19 protein-coding genes and 1 tRNA gene are annotated in these 19,023 nt (G+C 67.0%); 14 read left to right on the plus strand and 6 right to left on the minus strand.

Annotation, left to right across the window (positions count from 1 at the left end; genetic code table 11):
- The first annotated feature begins 23 nt into the window (after nucleotides 1-23).
- The 4 genes from atpD (at nucleotide 24) to murA (ending at nucleotide 3,684) form a co-directional block, all read left to right on the plus strand.
- Nucleotides 24-1,478: a F0F1 ATP synthase subunit beta gene (atpD, locus tag B4E96_RS08585; RefSeq protein ID WP_102159709.1), complete on the plus strand. Its 1,455-nt coding sequence runs from the start codon at nucleotides 24-26 to the stop codon at nucleotides 1,476-1,478.
- Between the two features lie 6 nt (nucleotides 1,479-1,484).
- Entirely contained in the window at nucleotides 1,485-1,742 is a 258-nt protein-coding gene (locus B4E96_RS08590; RefSeq protein WP_165883127.1) for a F0F1 ATP synthase subunit epsilon, read from the plus strand.
- A 73-nt stretch (nucleotides 1,743-1,815) separates the two neighbouring features.
- Nucleotides 1,816-2,229 (plus strand): DUF2550 domain-containing protein, encoded by a 414-nt coding sequence (locus B4E96_RS08595; RefSeq protein WP_259845782.1) that lies wholly within the window; start codon nucleotides 1,816-1,818, stop codon nucleotides 2,227-2,229.
- Between the two features lie 96 nt (nucleotides 2,230-2,325).
- The gene (gene murA, locus B4E96_RS08600; protein ID WP_259800407.1) at nucleotides 2,326-3,684 is read left to right on the plus strand and encodes a UDP-N-acetylglucosamine 1-carboxyvinyltransferase; all 1,359 of its coding nucleotides are present in this window, start codon (nucleotides 2,326-2,328) and stop codon (nucleotides 3,682-3,684) included.
- A gap of 67 nt (nucleotides 3,685-3,751) precedes the next feature.
- Here murA and nucS read toward each other — a convergent pair whose 3' ends face one another.
- A complete protein-coding gene (gene nucS, locus B4E96_RS08605; protein ID WP_102159717.1) occupies nucleotides 3,752-4,447 on the minus strand; it encodes an endonuclease NucS in 696 nt (231 codons plus the stop codon).
- Nucleotides 4,448-4,554: 107 nt separating this feature from the next.
- On the opposite strand from nucS, the gene B4E96_RS08610 reads away from it, so the two are divergent.
- The gene (locus B4E96_RS08610; protein ID WP_165883123.1) at nucleotides 4,555-4,779 is read left to right on the plus strand and encodes a hypothetical protein; all 225 of its coding nucleotides are present in this window, start codon (nucleotides 4,555-4,557) and stop codon (nucleotides 4,777-4,779) included.
- 77 nt (nucleotides 4,780-4,856) lie between these two features.
- On the opposite strand, the gene B4E96_RS08615 is transcribed toward B4E96_RS08610, so the two are convergent.
- Nucleotides 4,857-6,413 carry a cell division protein gene (locus B4E96_RS08615; protein WP_170273955.1) on the minus strand — a complete coding sequence of 519 codons (1,557 nt, stop codon included), beginning with the start codon at nucleotides 6,411-6,413 and terminating at the stop codon, nucleotides 4,857-4,859.
- Nucleotides 6,414-6,670: 257 nt separating this feature from the next.
- On the opposite strand from B4E96_RS08615, the gene B4E96_RS08620 reads away from it, so the two are divergent.
- Nucleotides 6,671-7,858, plus strand: coding sequence for an acetyl-CoA C-acetyltransferase (locus B4E96_RS08620; protein WP_286957186.1), 1,188 nt, complete (start codon nucleotides 6,671-6,673; stop codon nucleotides 7,856-7,858).
- 26 nt (nucleotides 7,859-7,884) lie between these two features.
- A complete protein-coding gene (locus B4E96_RS08625; protein ID WP_165883121.1) occupies nucleotides 7,885-8,187 on the plus strand; it encodes a thiamine-binding protein in 303 nt (100 codons plus the stop codon).
- 80 nt (nucleotides 8,188-8,267) lie between these two features.
- On the opposite strand, the gene B4E96_RS08630 is transcribed toward B4E96_RS08625, so the two are convergent.
- Nucleotides 8,268-8,340: transfer RNA gene (locus B4E96_RS08630), tRNA-Arg, on the minus strand.
- Between the two features lie 114 nt (nucleotides 8,341-8,454).
- Between B4E96_RS08630 and B4E96_RS08635 the strand changes: the two genes are divergently transcribed.
- The 5 genes from B4E96_RS08635 (at nucleotide 8,455) to ettA (ending at nucleotide 14,963) form a co-directional block, all read left to right on the plus strand.
- Nucleotides 8,455-10,167, plus strand: coding sequence for a dynamin family protein (locus B4E96_RS08635; protein ID WP_286957188.1), 1,713 nt, complete (start codon nucleotides 8,455-8,457; stop codon nucleotides 10,165-10,167).
- Nucleotides 10,164-11,750, plus strand: coding sequence for a YfjP family GTPase (locus tag B4E96_RS08640; RefSeq protein ID WP_286957189.1), 1,587 nt, complete (start codon nucleotides 10,164-10,166; stop codon nucleotides 11,748-11,750). The genes B4E96_RS08635 and B4E96_RS08640 overlap by 4 nt, the downstream gene beginning before the upstream one ends.
- 130 nt (nucleotides 11,751-11,880) lie before the next feature.
- Nucleotides 11,881-12,420, plus strand: a complete 540-nt coding sequence (locus tag B4E96_RS08645; RefSeq protein ID WP_102159729.1) for a single-stranded DNA-binding protein — start codon at nucleotides 11,881-11,883, stop codon at nucleotides 12,418-12,420.
- A 153-nt stretch (nucleotides 12,421-12,573) separates the two neighbouring features.
- Nucleotides 12,574-13,191: a DUF6993 domain-containing protein gene (locus B4E96_RS08650; RefSeq protein WP_165883118.1), complete on the plus strand. Its 618-nt coding sequence runs from the start codon at nucleotides 12,574-12,576 to the stop codon at nucleotides 13,189-13,191.
- Between the two features lie 89 nt (nucleotides 13,192-13,280).
- On the plus strand, nucleotides 13,281-14,963 hold the full coding sequence (ettA, locus tag B4E96_RS08655; RefSeq protein ID WP_102159733.1) for an energy-dependent translational throttle protein EttA: 1,683 nt from the start codon (nucleotides 13,281-13,283) through the stop codon (nucleotides 14,961-14,963).
- A 69-nt stretch (nucleotides 14,964-15,032) separates the two neighbouring features.
- Here the strand turns inward: ettA and B4E96_RS08660 are convergent, their stop codons facing one another.
- The gene (locus B4E96_RS08660; protein ID WP_259800350.1) at nucleotides 15,033-15,920 is read right to left on the minus strand and encodes an acyl-CoA thioesterase; all 888 of its coding nucleotides are present in this window, start codon (nucleotides 15,918-15,920) and stop codon (nucleotides 15,033-15,035) included.
- 119 nt (nucleotides 15,921-16,039) lie between these two features.
- On the opposite strand from B4E96_RS08660, the gene B4E96_RS08665 reads away from it, so the two are divergent.
- Together B4E96_RS08665 and B4E96_RS08670 are read left to right on the plus strand one after the other, a co-directional pair.
- Nucleotides 16,040-16,591, plus strand: a complete 552-nt coding sequence (locus B4E96_RS08665; RefSeq protein WP_259800351.1) for an acyl-CoA thioesterase — start codon at nucleotides 16,040-16,042, stop codon at nucleotides 16,589-16,591.
- A 14-nt stretch (nucleotides 16,592-16,605) separates the two neighbouring features.
- Nucleotides 16,606-17,286, plus strand: coding sequence for a hypothetical protein (locus B4E96_RS08670; protein WP_259800352.1), 681 nt, complete (start codon nucleotides 16,606-16,608; stop codon nucleotides 17,284-17,286).
- Nucleotides 17,287-17,324: 38 nt separating this feature from the next.
- Here the strand turns inward: B4E96_RS08670 and B4E96_RS08675 are convergent, their stop codons facing one another.
- Nucleotides 17,325-17,744: a globin gene (locus B4E96_RS08675; RefSeq protein WP_102159742.1), complete on the minus strand. Its 420-nt coding sequence runs from the start codon at nucleotides 17,742-17,744 to the stop codon at nucleotides 17,325-17,327.
- Nucleotides 17,745-17,777: 33 nt separating this feature from the next.
- Nucleotides 17,778-18,986, minus strand: a complete 1,209-nt coding sequence (locus B4E96_RS08680) for a mechanosensitive ion channel family protein (protein ID WP_286957191.1) — start codon at nucleotides 18,984-18,986, stop codon at nucleotides 17,778-17,780.
- Between the last annotated feature and the right edge of the window lie 37 nt (nucleotides 18,987-19,023).

Below are 19,023 nucleotides of genomic sequence, written 5' to 3' on the forward strand. Positions count from 1 at the left end.
GAGAGCAGAAGAGAAAGTAGACCATGACTGCCACAGTTACGGAAACCCCGCAGACGCAGGGAACCGCTGGCCGGATCTCCCGCGTCATCGGCCCTGTCGTGGACGTCGAGTTCCCGCTCGACTCCGTGCCAGCGATTTACAACGCTCTGACCACCGAGGTGTCCCTCTCGGAGGGCACCCGCAAGATCACCCTCGAAGTTGAGCTCCAGCTCGGCAACGGCATCGTCCGTGCCATCTCGCTGCAGCCGACCGACGGCCTCGTTCGCGGCCAGGAGGTCATCGACACCGGTGCACCGATCTCGGTGCCAGTCGGCGACGTCACCAAGGGCAAGGTCTTCAACGTCACCGGCGATGTCCTCAACGACTCGATGATCGATGAGCCCTACGAGATCACCGAGCGGTGGCCCATCCACCGCGAGGCGCCGAACTTCGACCAGCTGGAGTCCAAGACCCAGATGTTCGAGACCGGCATCAAGGTCATCGACCTGCTGACCCCGTACGTCCAGGGCGGCAAGATCGGCCTGTTCGGCGGTGCCGGCGTCGGCAAGACCGTCCTCATCCAGGAGATGATCACCCGTGTCGCCCAGGACCACGGCGGTGTCTCCGTGTTCGCCGGTGTCGGTGAGCGCACCCGTGAGGGCAACGACCTCATCATGGAAATGGACGAGTCGGGCGTGCTCGACAAGACCGCTCTGGTCTTCGGCCAGATGGATGAGCCGCCAGGCACCCGTCTGCGCATCGCCCTGACCGGCCTGACGATGGCGGAGTACTTCCGCGACGTCCAGCAGCAGGACGTGCTGCTGTTCATCGACAACATCTTCCGCTTCACCCAGGCAGGCTCCGAGGTCTCGACCCTGCTCGGCCGCATGCCCTCGGCCGTCGGCTACCAGCCGACCCTGGCCGACGAGATGGGCGTCCTGCAGGAGCGCATCACCTCGACCCGCGGTCACTCCATCACCTCGATGCAGGCGATCTACGTTCCGGCCGACGACTACACCGACCCGGCTCCGGCAACGACCTTCGCCCACCTCGACGCGACCACCGAGCTCAGCCGTGACATCGCCTCGCGCGGTCTGTACCCGGCTGTGGACCCGCTGGCTTCGTCCTCTCGCATCCTCGACCCGCTGTACGTGGGCCAGGATCACTACGACGTCGCCACCCAGGTCAAGCAGATCCTGCAGAAGAACAAGGAGCTGCAGGACATCATCGCGATCCTCGGTGTCGACGAGCTCTCCGAAGAGGACAAGCTCACCGTGCACCGCGCACGCCGCATCGAGCAGTTCCTGTCGCAGAATACCTACACCGCTGTCCAGTTCACCGGTGTCGAGGGTTCGACCGTGTCGATCCAGGACACTGTCGAAGGCTTCCGCGGCATCTGCAACGGCGACTTCGACCACATCCCGGAGCAGGCCTTCTTCAACGTCGGCCCGATCGACGATGTGCTGCGCAACTACGACAAGCTCCAGAAGGAGAACTGATCCCTCATGAGCCTGAATGTCACCGTCGTGGCCGCCGACCGGAGCATCTGGTCCGGTGAGGCCAAGCGCGTCGTCGCTCGTACGACCGAAGGTGAGATCGGCATCCTGACCGGCCACGAGCCCGTTCTGGCGATCGTGGCCGGCGGGGAGGTGCGCATTGTGACGGCTGACGACCAGACCGTCCGGGCGCAGGCCGACGGCGGCTTCCTGTCCGTCGAGAACGACAGGGTGAACATCGTCGCCGACCAGGCCGAGCTCGTCTGAAACATCGCATACACTGGTCAACGTGAACCCATCGACCCTGCTGATCATTCTGCTCTCGTTGGTAGGGCTGGCCGTGGTCCTTGTCGTGCTGTTCCTGGTGCGACGACGGGCGATCACGAAGCTTCAGGGCGCGTTCGACTGTTCTATCAGCGTGGGCGAGGATACTCCTCGCCCACGCTGGCGTTTGGGTGTGGCGGTCTTCACGATCAGCTCGCTCGACTGGTACCCGATCTTCAGCCTCACCCGGTCACCGGCGATGAATCTGCCGCGGCAGGACATGGAGATCGTCCGGCGCGAAGAGCCGGATTCCGCTGAGCGCTATGCCGTCATGCCCGGCGCTGTCATCGTCACGGCTGCCTACGGCACCGCAGACGGCTCATCCCATCAGACCCGGCTGGCCCTCGACTACGAGGCGCTGGCCGCTTTGGCCTCCTGGCTCGAATCAGCGCCACCGGGCTACAACCGCACCGTCGGCCGTTTCACCTAGGCGGCCTTGACGTCCTAGACTGATATGTCCTGTGGGGCTGCGCTCCGCAGGACACTTTTCTGCCAGCGCATCATTCGCCCGAGGAGGACCACGCCCATGGAGATCCTGTCCGTCAACGGACCGCACCGGCTCACCGGTGACGTGACCGTGCGCGGGGCGAAGAACAGCATCCTCAAGCTCATGGCCGCCACGCTCCTGGCCCCGGGCCGCTCGGTGATCTCGAACGTGCCGCGCATCCTCGATGTGTCGATCATGACCGAACTGCTGCGCCGCCTCGGCTGCGAGATCGACTACGACCCCGAGGCCGGGGTCATCGACATCGATGTGCCGGAGGAGCCGGGCATCCAGGCCGACTACGAACTCGTGCGCGCCATGCGCGCCTCGATCTGCGTGCTCGGCCCGCTGACCGGGCGGATGCGCGCCGCCCACGTCGCGATGCCCGGTGGTGACGCCATCGGCTCGCGCGGACTCGACATGCATCAGGCCGGGCTCGAGGCGATGGGCGCGAGCGCACACCTCGACCACGGCTACTTCATCGCCGAGGCCCCAGACGGGCTGACCGGCGCCGAGATCCACCTGCCCTTCCCGTCGGTGGGTGCGACCGAGAACCTCCTCATGGCCGCCACGCTGGCCGATGGCACCACGATCATCGACAACGCCGCCAAAGAACCGGAGATCATCGACATCTGCCTCATGCTCCAGGCGATGGGTGCGCAGATCTCCGGCATCGGCACCAAAACGCTGACAATCGAAGGCGTTGATCGCCTGCACCCGGTGAAGCACCGCGTCGTCGGCGACCGTATCGTCGCCGGCTCCTGGGCGTTTGCCGCAGCGATCACCGGTGGGGACATCACCGTGCGCGGCATCGACCCGCAGCTGCTGCCGCACGTCTTCGAGCACCTGCGCGCCGCCGGCGCCGAGGTGTCGGTCCTGTCCGGCAGCGCGGACACAGAGGGACTCGTCGCCGGAATCGCAGCAGCCAACGAGCACGGTGCCCAGGACATGGGCTTTCGGGTCATCGGGCCGCAGCGTCCGCACAGCATTCGCGTTGCCACCCTGCCGTTCCCCGGCTTCCCGACCGACCTGCAGCCCTTCGCCGTGGCCCTCAACGCGATCGCCGACGGAGTCGGGCTGCTGACCGAGAACCTCTTCGAGGCCCGCTGGCGCTTCGTCCACGAGCTCGCACGTCTCGGCGCTGAGATCACCATCGACGGCAACCATGCACTCGTCACCGGTGTCGATTCGCTCTCCGGCGCCGAGGTGGAGGCCTCTGACATCCGCGCCGGTGCCGCGCTCGTCATCGCCGGTCTGGCAGCCGAGGGCCGCACCGAGGTCTCCGGGGTCGATCACATCGACCGCGGCTATGAGGGATTCGTCGAGCAGCTCCAGTCACTGGGTGCAGATGTGCAGCGGGTGGACAAGCCCGAGCCCTTCGACATCGACTCCCTGGCCTGAGCGTCCGCCGTCAGCGTCACCCCGGCAGGGGAGAGCAGCGCTGCAGGGGAGCGGTGCTGCGCCTGACTCAGAACAGCCGTGAGTCGGGGTCATCCATCCCGCGCAGCGCATCGTAATCAAGGACCACGCAGCGGATTCCGCGGTCTTCGGCCAGCGTGCGCGCCTGCGGTTTGATCTCCTGGGCGGCGAACACGCCGGTGACCGGGGCGAGGAGCGGATCGCGATTCATGAGCTCCAGATAGCGGGTGAGCTGCTCGACACCGTCGATCTCCCCGCGGCGCTTGATCTCGACAGCCACGGAGGCACCGTCATCGTCCTTGGCGAGGATGTCGACCGGACCGATGGCGGTCATGTACTCCCGGCGGACGGTCGAGTAGCCGGAGCCGAGGGTCTCGATGTGCTCGGCAAGCAGCTCCTGCAGGTGCGACTCGACGCCGTCCTTGACCAGCCCGGGATCGACACCGAGGTCGGCTGAGATCTCATCGCGGATCTCTGCGATGCTGATGATGAGGTGATCGCCGGTCTTCTGGTGGGTGACGGTCCAGATCTCGGTGATGCCGTGCTCGGCCTGCTCGTCGCTGGGCTCACTGATCGTCGTCGTGCACGGCGGGCTCATCCAGTTGAGAGGCTTGTAGGAGCCGCCGTCGGAATGGACGAGGACGCTGCCATCGGCCTTGAGCATGAGCACCCGGTCTGCCATCGGCAGGTGGGCCGTCAGCCGGCCGGCATAGTCGACACTGCACTTCGCGATCACTAAACGCACGGCATTACTGTACGTGAGACAATGACGCCATGCCACGTTCGTCGTCTTCGCGCCGCGCAAACAAGTGGGCCCGGCCGCACCGCGAGCTGGGTGCGAGCCTGAATTCCGTGCCCCGGGCCACCGAGGGACCTGACGGTACCTGGGTCGTCCAGCAGGTGCGCGGCAGCAGCTCCGGCAAGGTCTACACGTGCCCCGGCTGCCGGCAGGACCTGCCGGCCCGCATTGATCACATCGTCGCCTGGCGCTCCGAAGAGGAGTTCGGCTTCAACACCGGAGTCGGTGCCCGCCGCCACTGGCACAAGGCCTGCTTCCGCAGCCGCCCGCCGCGGTGAACGACTCGGCACCTGAGCGCAAGACAAAGGCGGGGACTCCCATTCGGAAGCCCCCGCCTTCAGTTGTCGGTGTGTGCTCAGCGCAGACGGTTCGAGTTCTGCGACTTGCGGTTGAGCGAACCGCGGTTGCCGCTGCCGGTAGCCGTCGAACCTGACTGGCCGCCTGACTTCGAGGCGTTCGACTGCTGGCCTGCATTCGCCTTCGCGCCGCCCTGAGCGGGCTTGGCACCGGGCTTCTTGGCGCCGGTCTGTGATCCGCCGGACGAACCGTCAGGACGGGTCTTCATCTCCTGCGTCTCGTCCTCGCCGACGACCTCGGCGTCTTCGATGTCCTCGCCATCGCCATCGGCGGAGGCGCTGTCACCATCAGAGGCCTTCTGATCCTTCGCAGACGCGGTCGACGCATCGCCCTTGGCGTCCTCAGCGGCAGTGAGCTCGGCGAGCTCATCATCGGAGGCGATCTTCTCCGTCGGCAGCGCGGCAGCGGCCTCCTGGTCGGACTTGTCCTCGGTGAAATCGACATCGTCGAACAGGCCGGGTGCTGCGAACATCGACCGCAGCTGCTCGAGCTGGGCGGTGATCGTCCGGCGCTGCTTGGTCAGCAGATCGACCTGCGCCTGAGCGGAGGAGACGTTGCGCTTGGCCTCAGCAGCCGACTCCTCGATCGTCGCCTCGGCAGTCGAACGCGCCTCGGAGATGAGATCCTGGGCGCGCTTGCGACCATCAGCGATGATCTTGTCGGCCTTCTCGACCGCTTCCTTGCGGGTGCGCTCGGCACGCTCGGCAGCGGCCTTCGCATCGTCGTCGGCCTTCTTCGCCCGGGCCTGGGCTTCCTCGGTCAGCTTCTTGTGCTCGGCAGCAGCGGTGTCGAAGCGCTCCTTCTCAGCCGTTTCGGCCTTCTGGCGCTTATCGGCCAGCTCCACGTCGAGCTCATCGGCAGCCTTGCGGATCTCCTCATCCTTAGCCTTGGCGGCAGCGAGGATCTCGTCGGCTTCCTTCTTGGCCTTCGCCCGGATGTCAGCGGCATCCTTCTCTGCGTCGGCCCGCAACTGAGCGATCTCGCGCTTGAGCGACTCACGCGACTCCTCGGCTTCGGTCGAGGCGGTCGAGGCCAGTTGCTCGGCTTCGCGCTCGGCCGCGGTCTGGATCTCCTCGGCGCGGGTCTCAGCAGCCTGGATCGTCTCCTCGGCGCGCAGCTCGGCAGCCGAGCTGATCGCCTCGGCCTCGGAGCGGGCGTTGTTGAGGGTGTCGTTGCTCTCGGTGTGCATGCGGGCGCGCTGGCTGGCGGCATCGGCACGCGCCTTGTTGCGGATCGTCTCGGCATCGGCGGTGGCCTGGGCGAGGGTTTCGCGGGCCTGCGACTCGGCGATCTTGAGCAGGTGGTCGATCCGGGAGCCGGGAGGGCCAGCCGCCTCTGCTTTGTCGCTGGCGGCATCCTTGAGCTGCTGCTTCGCCTCGGAAAGCTCTCCGGCGATCTGCAGCTTCGCCCGGTCAGCGCTGATGACCTGAGACCGCGCATCGGACAGGGCCTTGCGCAGGGATTCGATCTCGGTCCGCAGCTGGCCGATGCGCGCATCGACTTCGTTCTTCTCGTAACCGCGCATCGCGGTCCGGAACTCTTCGGGAGGCGTCACAGTCTTCGACTCCGTTTCATTCATTGCGTGGGAATTTCGGGGGCTCACCATCCCACTCTACTCGTCGCGCGCGCCAACATCCGCCCGATGCCGCCATCTGAGCGGTGCAGGTCACACCACTGAGGGAATTCACAGCCGGCAACCCGGAATTCTCGGCAGTTGGGCCCTCGACTAGGCTGGGATCTGTATCACTACGTGTGGACTGCGGAGCCGTGCACAGGACTGCCAGGACGGCCGCATCCGTCGAAGGAGGAATCATGACCGAAGCTGTGATCGTTGCCGGTTCGCGCACCCCGTTGGGACGCATGAGCGGAGCCCTCGGATCGCTGAGCGCAATGGATCTCGGCGCCGAGGCGATCTCCGGGGCGCTCGACCGCGCCGGCGTCAAGCCCGAGGCCGTCGAGTACGTCATCATGGGTCAGGTCCTGCAGGCCGGCTGCGGTCAGGGACCGGCACGCCAGGCCGCCGCCAAGGCCGGCATCCCGATGTCGGTGCCGGCCATCACCATCAACAAGCTGTGCCTCTCCGGCCTCAACGCCATCACCCAGGCCGCCATGCTCGTGCGCGCCGGTGAGTACGAAGTCGTCGTCGCCGGCGGCCAGGAGTCGATGACCAACGCCCCGCACATGCTGGAGAAGTCCCGTGCCGGCTACAAGTACGGCACCGTCAAGGTCCGCGACCACATGGACTACGACGGACTGTGGGACGCCTTCACCGACCAGGCCATGGGCGGTCTGACCGAGGCCGCGAACAAGGGCGAGCGCGAGTTCAGCCGCGAACAGCAGGACGCCTTCGCCGCCCAGTCCCACCAGCGTGCAGCCGCTGCCTGGGACGCTGGTCGCTTCGACGACGAGGTCACCCCGGTGACGATCAAGACGCGCAAGGGCGAGACCACGGTCGACCGCGATGAGGGCGTGCGCCCGGACTCGACGGCTGAGTCAATGGCCAAGCTGCGCCCGGCCTTCAGCAAGGAAGGCACCATCACCGCCGGCAACGCCTCGCAGATCTCCGACGGCGCCTGCGCTGTCGTCGTCATGTCCAAGGAGCGCGCCGAGCGCGAAGGCCTGGAGATCCTCGCCGAGATCCGCGCCCACGCCTGGACCGCGGGCCCCGACTCGACCCTGCAGTACCAGCCCAGCCAGGCGATCAAGGTCGCTGCCGAACGCGAGGGCATCCCGGCTGACGGCTTCGACCTCTACGAGATCAACGAGGCCTTCGCCGCTGTCGGCCTGGCCAGCGCCAAGGATCTGGGCATCAGCGAGGACAAGGTCAACGTCAACGGCGGCGCCGTCGCCCTCGGCCACCCGATCGGCGCTTCCGGTGCACGCGTGGCGCTGACGCTGGCTCTGGAGCTCAAGCGCCGCGGCGGCGGCACCGGTGTCGCAGCCCTGTGCGGTGGCGGGGGACAGGGCGATGCCCTCGTGCTCTCCGTGCCGAAGAACTGATCAGCTGAAATCTGAAGGAGGACCACATGCTTGTCGCATTCTCCGTCGCCCCGACAGGAGACGCCGAGACCGGTTCGATGCACGAGGCCGTCGCCGCTGCGGTGAAGGTCGTGCGCGACTCGGGCCTGCCCAACCGCACCGACTCGATGTTCACCACCATCGAAGGCGAGTGGGATGAGGTGTTCGACGTCGTCAAGCGCGCCACCGACGCCGTGGCCGCCTACGGCCCGCGCGTCTCACTCGTGCTCAAGGCCGACATCCGGCCCGGGCACACCGGTGAGCTGACCGGCAAGCTCGAGCGCCTCGAAAAGGCCCTCGACTCCGAGTGAGGCGCCACCGCCTCGGGAGCGGACACAGCAGGGGCCCGGCACCAGTGCTCACCACTGGTGCCGGGCCCCTGCGGACTCTGCGCCCCCAGCAGGAATCGAACCCGCATCTTCCGGGTAGAAACCGGACGTCGTGATCCTTTGGACCATGGAGGCACTGGACATCTTAGCGCTTGCGCGCCCACCGTGCCCGCCGGGGGCTGGCGGCCAACTGCGGCAGCTGCGGCGTGGTGAGTGGTGTCAGCCTGGGAAAACCGAGAGAGTAGGAACGTGACTCAAGGACCGAACGACACCAGCCTGTCCTCAGGCGTCGCGCCCGCTTTCAGCGACCTCATCAAACGGGTGCGCGATGCGCGCTTTCCGCTGCACACACCCGGCGCCGAGACCGGCCGCAGCCTGCAGCGCAGCCTCGATGACCAGCTGACCGACTACCTGCTGCCGCGGGTCAGCCAAACTGATGCCCCACTGCTCGTCGTCGTCGGCGGCTCGACAGGTGCTGGCAAGTCCACGCTGGTGAACTCGATCGTCGAAGCTGACATCTCCGCCACCGGCGTGCTGCGCCCGACGACCCGCTGGCCGGTCCTCATCCACCATCCTGATGACCAGGAGCACTTCGCCTCCGACCGGATCCTGCCGAGCCTGGAGCGAGTCATCGGCGAATCGACTGACCTGGAGCGTCCGCAGCTGCGGCTCGTCTCCAGCACCAGCGTGCCGCCGGGCCTGGCCCTGCTCGACTCACCGGACATCGACTCCGTCCGCGAGGAGAACCGCACATTGGCCCGCCAGCTTCTCGCGGCCGCCGACCTGTGGCTGTTCGTCACCACCGCCTCCCGCTACGCCGACGCTGTGCCGTGGGAGCTGCTCAAGCAGTCCGCCGAACGCGGCACCGCCGTCTCGATCGTGCTCGACCGCGTGCCGCCGAAGGCCAACCGGGAAGTCCGCCATCACCTCTCTGGGCTGCTCGCCGAGGCGGGGCTGGGCTCAGCGCCGATCTTCACCGTGCCCGAGCTCGTGCTCGTCGATAGCCGGATCCCTGAGGCCGCAGTGTTCCCCGTGCAGTCGTGGATCATGAACCTCGGTCGCAACTCCCGGGCCCGTGACCGGGTCATCGCCCAGACGCTGACCGGAGCGCTGGCGGCCGTGCCGGCCCGCGCGCGCACCCTGGCCGACTACGTTGAAGAGCAGGAATCGGCCCACCAGCGCCTGCAGGAGACCGTCACCCGTGAGTTCGGCAGTGCCCGCGAGGAACTCGCCGAATCACTCGTCGACGGCCGGGTGCTGCGCGGAGAGGTGCTCGCCCGCTGGCAGGATTTCGTGGGCACCGGACAGTTCTTCCGCGGACTCGAACCCACCGTCGCCCGGATCCGCGACCGCATCACCTCTGCGGTGACCGGCAAGCGCGACGCCGCCGAACCGCTCAACCAGGCGATCGAAGACTCTGTGGCGCTTCTCATCCGCGAGCAGGTCGTCACCGCCGTGTCGAACACCGCCCACGCCTGGCAGGCCAATCCCGAAGGCGATGCCCTTGTGAAGGCGAACCCGCAGATGACGCGGGTGCCAGCCGAGTTCGACGCCGATGTCGGGCGGATGGTCGCCCACTGGTCCGATGACGTCAACGAACTCGTCCGCGAAGTCGGGCAGAGCAAGCGCGCCAAGGCCCGCATCCTGTCCTTCGGCGTCAACGGCGTCGGCGCAGTGCTCATGCTCGCCGTGTTCGCCGGCACCGGCGGACTGACCGGAGCCGAGGCCGGTGTCGCCGGCGGCACGGCGCTGGTGGCCGGCAAGCTGCTCGACACGATCTTCGGCGACCAGGCCACCCGCGACCTGGCGCAGATGGCGCGCACCCGGCTCATCGACAGCGCATCCGAACTGCTCGAGCGCTACCGGGCGCCGTTCGACGCGGCCCTGAATGACAGCGAAGTCCCGCCCCGCCAGGCAGGCAATCTGCGCGGCGCCGGCGACCGATTGGAGGAAGCACTGTGAGCGATGCCACGCGCAGCGAGATCGCGACGCTGACAGAGGGCATCAACCGCGCTCTCACCCTGGGACCGCGCAAGATCTCCGACGAGACCCGCGCGGCAGCCACCGAACTGCTGGACAAGGCCGAAGCGCGCCTGAAGCTCGGCGAGGAATCGACCGTCGTCGCCTTTGCCGGCTCCACCGGATCCGGGAAGTCCTCCCTGTTCAACGCGGTGGCCGGTCTGGAGATCGCCGAGGTGGGCGTGCGCCGGCCGACGACCTCGAAGCCGACCGCCTGCGTCTGGGGCGCCGGTGGCGAGGAGATCATGTCCTGGCTCAAGGTGCCGGTGACCAACCGCACCTGGCGCGAAAGCGCCCTCGACGGAGACGACGAGGAGAGCCTGCACGGTCTCGTGCTTCTCGACCTGCCCGACCATGACTCGACCTCAGCTGAGCACCGCGTCGAATCCGACCGGCTCGTCAACCTCGTCGATGTCGTCTTCTGGGTCGTCGACCCGCAGAAGTACGCCGACTTCTCCCTGCACTCGCACTATCTGTCAGAACTGGCAGCCCACGCCTCGTCGATGGTCGTCGTACTCAACCAGGTCGACACGCTCTCAGCAGACGAGCGGGTTGCCTGCAGTGAGCACCTGCAGCAGCTGCTCGCCCACGACGGGTTCGACAACGCCCGCGTCGCCCTGGCCTCAGCTGTGACCCGCGAAGGCGTGCCGGAGCTGCGCCAGATCCTGACCGAGACCGTGCTCGCCCAGGCTGCTGCCTCCGAGCGGCTGCTGACTGACCTCAAGGAGATGGCCGGCCGGATCCGCGGTGAGCTCGGCACCCCGGTCGACCATCCTGAGCAGCTGCAGGGCGCGGACCGGCTCATCGACGCGATGGTCGATGCCGCCGGCGTGCACGCGGTTGCCCAGACTGTCGAAGACGACTACCTGCGCCGGGCCTACAAGAAGACCGGATATCCGCCGCTGGCGATGGCTCAGCGCGGTCAGGCCGACCCGCTCGGCGCCCGCCACGGTGGTGACCGCGAGGATCTCATCCGCGCTGCCGTGCCGGAGACGTCGCGCACCCAGAGCGCACGCGTCAACCTCGCCGCTCACGAACTCGTCGTCGACGCCGTGTCCACACTGCCGATGGCCTGGCAGGCCGATGTCGCCAAGGCGGAGAAGCAGTCGACTGCCGAACTGACCCACACCCTCGATGAGGCGGTCACGGCCGTGCGCATCGAACGGCGTAAGCCCGGCTGGTGGACGTTGGCCGGTGTGCTGCAGAACCTGTTCTTCCTCGCCACTGTCATCGGCGCCCTGTGGCTGGTCATCCAGCTCGTCCTGCTGCTGACCGGTGTCGACGTCACCTCCGGGTCGACGCTGCTGTGGATCATCCCCGGCGCGCTGCTGCTCATCGGCATCACCGGTTCGGTCATCACGAGCCTCGCTGCGGCCTCAGCTCGGCGCAAGGGCGCGAAGGAAGCCGCCGATGACGTTGCCGAACGACTGACGCAGGCGGTCCATTCGGCTGCGGCCAGCTCGTATCTGGCACCGATCACCGGCGTGCTACGCGAGCATCGCGAGGTCTACGACAGCCTGCGCTGAGCATTGGAGACCGGCGCTTGTGGATGCCAGACGTGCATCCACAGGCGCTGAGTCATATCTGGGCTCTCACTGGCCAGGTTGGGAAGAGTGACAGGCAGGTCTCAGCAGAGGCAAGAGAAAGGACCTGCTCATGAAACAAGTCAATTACTTCGTCGGCACTGCAGGCGGTGACTGTCAGACCGGCACCCTCAGCGATGGACGCGTGTGGGCGTCCTTCAGGCTGGCGGTCAACTTCGGGTTCTACGACAACGAGAAAGGGGAGTACCGGGAGATCGACACCTCCTGGTTCGATGTCTCCTGCTACGGCGACCTCGCCCTCCACGTGAACTCATCGGTGCACAAGGGCGATGCCGTCATCGTCGCCGGCCGGCTGCGGATCCGCGAATGGACCGACACGACTGGCACGAAGTCCGGGAAGAACCCGCAGATCATCGCTGAGGCCGTTGGCCACAATCTGCGCTTCGGCACAGCGAACTGGGCTCGCAACACCCGCAGCGGCGCCAAGAGCACGGCAAGCGGCAGCTCCGGCGGTTACGACAGCCTCGGCAGCCCGCCGCCGGCATCGTTTGCAGCCTCAGCGTCGAGCGACGATATCGACGAGACCATGGTTGACACCTCAACAGGGGAGATCCACGACGATCACGCCATGGAGCCGGCCGGGCAGAGCTGAGCACAGGCACGTCATCGGGCAGGTTCGGGGCGTGACTTCGGCGCGCACGGCCTGTCCGGCGACATGCCGGTGAATCTGTGTCGCTTCGGTGAGACGAGTCTGCTCAGTCCGGTTAGAGTAGGACTGTTGTGTGGCACTGACTGAAGGACGACAATGCTTCGACGGTTTCTCGCTGCCGGAACGCTGGCCTGTTCTGCAGCACTCATCAGCGGCTGTTCGCTGCTGAACCAGCAGGCAGCCGAACCGAACCCGGTGCAGACCAAAGAGGTTCCGGCTGTTGTGGACGAAGTCGTCGCCGCACTCAAACCGCTTGAAGGCCGTGACGATGTGCCGAGCACCCAGGAGTTCTTCGACACGATGACCGAAGCCGGGTACAAGCCCGAGCAGCTCGAAGCGACGATCGACGCATCACCCCTGGGAAATGACGTGCCGGCGAAGATGTTTGGCGTCAAGGTCGACGACGGCTGCGTCGTCGGTGAGATCCGCTCCGGCAATATCACCGCCCATCTGGCCAAGCCCACCGAATCGACTGGCACGTGCCTGCTCGGATACGTCGAACGGCCCGAGGGCGTCGACGCGCCCACGGGCGATGAGCGCGATGAGGATTCCGATGACAACGGCGCCGGGCACATGCCAGGTGAGGACATGAACGGTGAGGACACCGAGGAGCCGAGCGAGACCGGCGGTTCCGACGAGGGAACCGGCGACGGCGGCGGTGAAGGCAGCGGTGAAGAGGAAGAGAGCACCGAAGCGCCGCAGCTCGGCGGCTGACCCGCTCCCCAGATGCGCTCGCGCACCGGCTGTAGGGCAGGCGCGGAGGAATGGCCTAGCCATGTGGGAACCGATAGTCTGAGACCACTATGGCCGAATTCATTTACACCATGCATAAGGCGCGCAAGGCGCACGGTGACAAAGTCATTCTCGACGACGTGTCGATGTCGTTCTACCCCGGAGCGAAGATCGGCATGGTCGGCCCGAACGGTGCCGGTAAGTCCACCATCCTCAAGATCATGGCAGGCATCGACCAGCCATCGAACGGCGAAGCCCGCCTCAGCCCCGGATACTCCGTCGGCATCCTGCTCCAGGAGCCGCCGCTGAACGAAGACAAGACCGTCCTCGGCAATGTCGAGGAAGGTGTCGGCGAGATCAAAGCGAAGCTGGACCGCTACAACGAGATCTCCGAAGAGATGGCCAACCCGGATGCCGACTTCGATGCCCTGATGGAGGAGATGGGCAAGCTGCAGGAAGCCATCGACGCAGCTGATGCCTGGGATCTCGACTCCCAGCTCGAACAGGCGATGGACGCACTGCGCTGCCCGCCGCCGGACGCCGACGTCAAGGTCCTCTCCGGCGGTGAGCGCCGCCGTGTGGCACTGTGCAAGCTGCTGCTGGAGAAGCCCGACCTGCTGCTGCTCGACGAGCCGACCAACCACCTCGACGCCGAGTCGGTGCTGTGGCTCGAACAGCACCTCAAGACCTACCCCGGCGCCGTCATCGCCATCACCCACGATAGGTACTTCCTCGACCACGTCGCCGAATGGATCGCCGAAGTCGACCGCGGCCACCTGTACCCCTACGAGGGCAACTACTCCACCTACCTGGAGAAGAAACAGGAGCGCCTCAAGGTCCAGGGCAAGAAGGACGCCAAGCTGCAGAAGCGCCTGAAGGACGAACTCGAATGGGTCCGCTCGAACGCCAAGGCCCGCCAGACGAAGTCCAAGGCCCGCCTCGCTCGCTACGAAGAGATGGCAGCTGAAGCGGAGAAGACCCGCAAGCTCGACTTCGAAGAGATCCAGATCCCGCCCGGCCCGCGCCTGGGCGACATCGTCATAGAAGCCAAGGACCTGCAGAAGGGCTTCGGCGACCGTACGCTCATCGACGGCCTGTCGTTCTCGCTGCCGCGCAACGGCATCGTCGGCGTCATCGGCCCCAACGGCGTCGGCAAGACAACGCTGTTCAAGACGATCGTCGGACTCGAAGAGCTCGACGGGGGAGACCTCAAGGTCGGCGACACCGTCGAAATCTCCTACGTCGACCAGTCCCGCGGCGGCATCGATCCGGAGAAGAGCCTGTGGGAGGTCGTCTCCGACGGACTCGACTTCATCCAGGTCGGCAATGTCGAGATGCCGTCGCGTGCCTACGTCTCCGCGTTCGGCTTCAAGGGACCCGACCAGCAGAAGAAGGCCGGCGTGCTCTCCGGCGGTGAGCGCAACCGCCTGAACCTCGCGCTGACCCTCAAGCAGGGCGGAAATCTGCTTCTGCTCGATGAGCCGACCAACGACCTCGACGTCGAAACCCTCGGTTCGCTGGAGAACGCACTGCTCGAATTCCCCGGCTGTGCCGTGGTCGTCTCCCACGACCGCTGGTTCCTCGACCGCGTCGCCACCCACATCCTCGCGTGGGAGGGCACCGAAGAGAATCCGGCCAGCTGGTACTGGTTCGAAGGAAACTTCGAAGCCTACGAGAAGAACAAGGTGGAGCGCCTGGGCGAAGAAGCCGCCCGCCCGCACCGCGTCACCCACCGTCGCCTCACCCGCGACTGACGCACACGCGCATCGACAGCACGAGGCCGGCTGCTTCCGATCGGGAGCAGCCGGCCTTCGGCATTCATGTCACAATTGGGACTTGATGCGGACCATGCCCTCCTGCGCGACCGTCGCCAGCAGCTGACCGGACTGCGAGAAGATCCGCCCGAGCCCCAGCCCGCGGCCCCCGCGCGCTGACGGGGAGGTCTCGGAGTACAGCATCCACTCGCCGATCCTCACCGGCCGGTGCCACCACATCGCATGGTCGAGACTGGCCATCCGCAGTCCCGGCGTCATCCACGTCAGGCCCTGGCGACGCAGCACCGGGGCGAGCAGACTGAAATCACTGGCATAGGCCAGCGCGGCGGCATTGAGCAGCGGGTCATCGGGAAACGCCGCCGAGGCGCGGATCCACATCCGCTCCTGGGCGCGTGCCTGAGGATCCGGTTCGAAGTAGATCGGCGGTTCGACCGGCCGGACATCGAAGGGCCGCTTGCGCAGCCAGTCGCGCATGAAGGGGATGTTGATGTCAGCGAGCAGCTCGATGATCTCCGGACAGTCCTCCGGGCCCGGCACATCGGAGGGGAACTCATCTCCGTGCTCCAGACCGTCCTGCTCGACCTGGAAGGAGCAGATGAGCGAGAGGATCGGCTCGTCGCGCTGGTAGGCGTGCACCCGGCGGGCAGAGAACGACCCGCCGTCGCGCAGCACCTCGACGCCGAAGGTGATCGGCTCGCTGACATCGCCGGGGCGCAGGAAGTAGCCGTGCAGGGAGTGGATGTGACGGGCGGGATCGACAGTCTGCCCGGCTGCCATGACACATTGGGCCAGCACCTGACCGCCGAACACCCGGCCATCGGGTTTGTACTGGCTGCGCCCGAGGTAGAACTCCGACTCCCGTGTGCCGGGGATCGGGTCGGTCGGGGTGACCTGCAGCAGGTCGATGAGCTGGGCTACGTTGTCTTCGGCACCCATCAGTGCCCTCCTCGCTGTGTGATGGACTGTTGGCAGTCTACGCGCCTGCACGCCCATCCGCCCTGACCAGCCGCCAGGCTGGTGTGCCTGCCCACCGGCACCGGTGGCAGAATGGAGCCATGCCCGAATCCCTGTCGAACCCGCTGCTGTCCGGTCCCTTCGCCCGCGTGCTCATCGAACTGCGCTGGGGTGATATGGACGCCTACGGGCACGTCAACAACGTCACCCAGCTGCGCCTGCTCGAAGAGGCCCGCGTCCGCGCCTTCGGCTCCCCAACCGCCGACCGCGACGCCGCCGCTCCAGCCGACATCCCCGGCGCCGGGCAGCCGGTGCAGGGCCGGGCCTTCCCGCCGGTGCTCGGCGAGGCGGCAGGGGAGACGAACCTGCTCGTCTTCTCCCACCGCATCGAATACCGCCGCCCCATCGGTTTCCGCACCGGCCCGATCGCCGTCGACACCGTCATCTCCGGGGTGACCCCAGCGACCATGGAGGTCGGCTACGTCATCGCCGAACCCGACGGCAGCGAGGTCTACACGCTGGCTGAGACCGTGATCGCCTTCGTCGATGCCGCAACAGGCCGGGCACGTCGGCTGAGCGAGGCCGAAACGGCGGCGATCGAACCGTTCGTCACCGACCCGGTGCCGCTGCGTCCGGTGCGGGCCCGCCGCTGATGCGCAGGATCGGCATGCACACATCCGCACACATCCGCCTCACCACGTCCGAGGCGCTGGCCGACTGGAAGGTCTTCGCCTCCCGCGCCCAGCGCATCGACTCCGAGGGCGCGATGCGCCTGACGGTCACCGGCGATGTCCTCGTCGTCTCAGCAGCACCCCTGTTCCCGCACGGGCTCGGTGACGCGACGCCGCTGACGGTCGGGATGCGCATGTTCCGGCTGGTCGGCACCGGCCTCGACGGCCTCGACGTCGTCGTGCCGACAGCGGCGATCTGTGACCGCTTCGCCCGGCTGCGCAGCACCGGTGAGGAGGCGATGCCGATCCCGCCGCAGGAGATCCAGGTGTCGTGGGCCGGCATCGCCCCGCCGCGCGGGCCGTGGCTGCCGGTGGGCCAGCTGGCCGATGCTGAGCTCATCGCCGCCGCCGAAGCAGGTATCGCCGAGGTGGCCGCCGGGACGCCGGAGGTGGCTGGGATCCACGCGGTGACCGGTCTGCGCCGCCGGGTGTGGAGCCGGCCGCTGCCCGGCGAGTTCGAGGACCGGCTGCCGGCAGCAGTGGCCTTCGCGATGTTCGGGCTGGGATTCGTGCAGCCCGGTGGCGTCACGAGTGTGTTCGAAGCGCCGGGCTGGCTGCGGCTGAGCTCACCGCGCGGTCATGTGCTCACCCGCGGCCGCGGCGACCGCGCCGCCTGAGTCTCAGCTTCCTGCCGGGCGGTCCCGGCAGTCCAAGCTCAGCTGTTGGGGGTCAGTGGCCCCAGGCTCGTGCGCGGGGTTTCGCCGGGTTCATCGAAGCGGTTGACCATTGCGGTCGCAGCACGCTCGAAGTAATCCCACACCATCGTGTCGTGCAGCGGCGGCAGCTCCAGGGAGTCGAGTGCCGTGCGCATGTGCCGCAGCCAGTGCTCCCGGGCCTTCGGGGTGACCGGGTACGGGTTGTGCCGCATCCGCAGCCGCGGGTGGCCGCGCTCCTGGGAGTAGGTCGTCGGCCCGCCGAAGTACTGCTCCAGGAACGTCTGCAGCCGGTGCTTGGCGCCGTCGAGCTCCTGGCCTTCGGGGTACATCGCGATGAGGTACTCATCGGCTGCGACCTCCCGGTAGAAGACGTCGACGAGCTGGGTGAAGGCCGCATGGCCGCCGATGATCGTGAACATGGTGTCTGGGCGCTGAGTCGTCACGCTTCGATCCTATGAGTCACTCGGGTCGCGCCGCGAACTCTGCTGCGTGATCCCGTAGGAGGGATCCTTCGTCGCGGTGCTCTTCTGGTTCGCCCGCGCCGGCAGCGGGTCGTCGGCGATGTCCTCATGCTCCTCATCGTCTCGCTCTGCCGTGGCGGTGGCGGTGCGGCCGGTGGCAGCGGGGCTGCCGGCAGTCTGCTGGCGGGAGGGCAGCGTGCCGGTCGTGCCGAAGTCCGAGGCCGAGGCGGTGGTCTCGACCGGCTGGGCGCGCACGACGGTCTGCTGGGCCAGCGGGATGCGGATGCCCTGCTCGTCCATCATCCGCTTGACGGTGCCGCGGAAGGCACGGGCGACGGCCCACTGTTCGTTGGGTTTGGTCTTGATGAACGCGCGGATCGTCATCGCCTCACCGGTCAGATCCTGCACACCGAGGATCTCGGGGTCTTCGAGGATCGAGGTGGTCATCGCCGGGTCGGCGCGCAGCTCAGCGACAGCGTCTTCGATGATGCCGTTGAGCACGTTCGGGTCGGAGTCGTACGGCACGGCGATGTCCATCACCGCGCGCGCCCAGCCCTGGGACTGGTTGCCCACGCGCATGATCTCGCCGTTGCGCACATGCCACAGGGTGCCGTCGATACCGCGCACCTTCGTCGTCCGCAGCCCGACCTCCTCGACGGTGCCGACGGCCTCACCGAGGTCGACAGTGTCACCGATGCCGTACTGGTCCTCGACGACGAGGAAGAAGCCAGACAGGTAGTCCTTGACGAGCTCCTGGGCACCGAAGCCGATCGCCACACCGGCGATACCGGCGGAGGCGAGCAGCGGGCCGAGATTGAAGTCGAGTTCGGTCAGCACCATCATGACCGCCAGCGTGGCGATGATGATCGTCGCGATCGACGACAGCATCGACCCGACGGTCTGCGCGCGCTGCGCCCGGCGGGCCTTGGTGATCGCATCGGAGCCGTTGATGCGCGGGGTCTCGTTGGACCTCTGCCGGCGCCGGTTCTCCGCAGCGTTCGAGCCATCGGCGATCTTGCCGGCGAACTTGCGGATGATCTTGCGGGCGACGAGGTTGAGGATGACCGCGCCGACGATGATGAAGGCGATGCGCAGGGGAGCGCCCAGCAGCCACATCCAGTCGAAGTTGGCGGTCTTGTCCACGGTCTCGTTCACCGCTTCCTTGATCTGCTCAGCGGGAGGTGTCGTTGAAGTGCTCATACGGGCGCAATCTTAGAGACCGCATCTGAAAGGGCAG

The sequence above is a fragment of the Brevibacterium sp. UBA7493 genome (assembly GCF_002479565.1).
In the GTDB taxonomy this organism is placed as follows: domain Bacteria; phylum Actinomycetota; class Actinomycetes; order Actinomycetales; family Brevibacteriaceae; genus Brevibacterium; species Brevibacterium luteolum.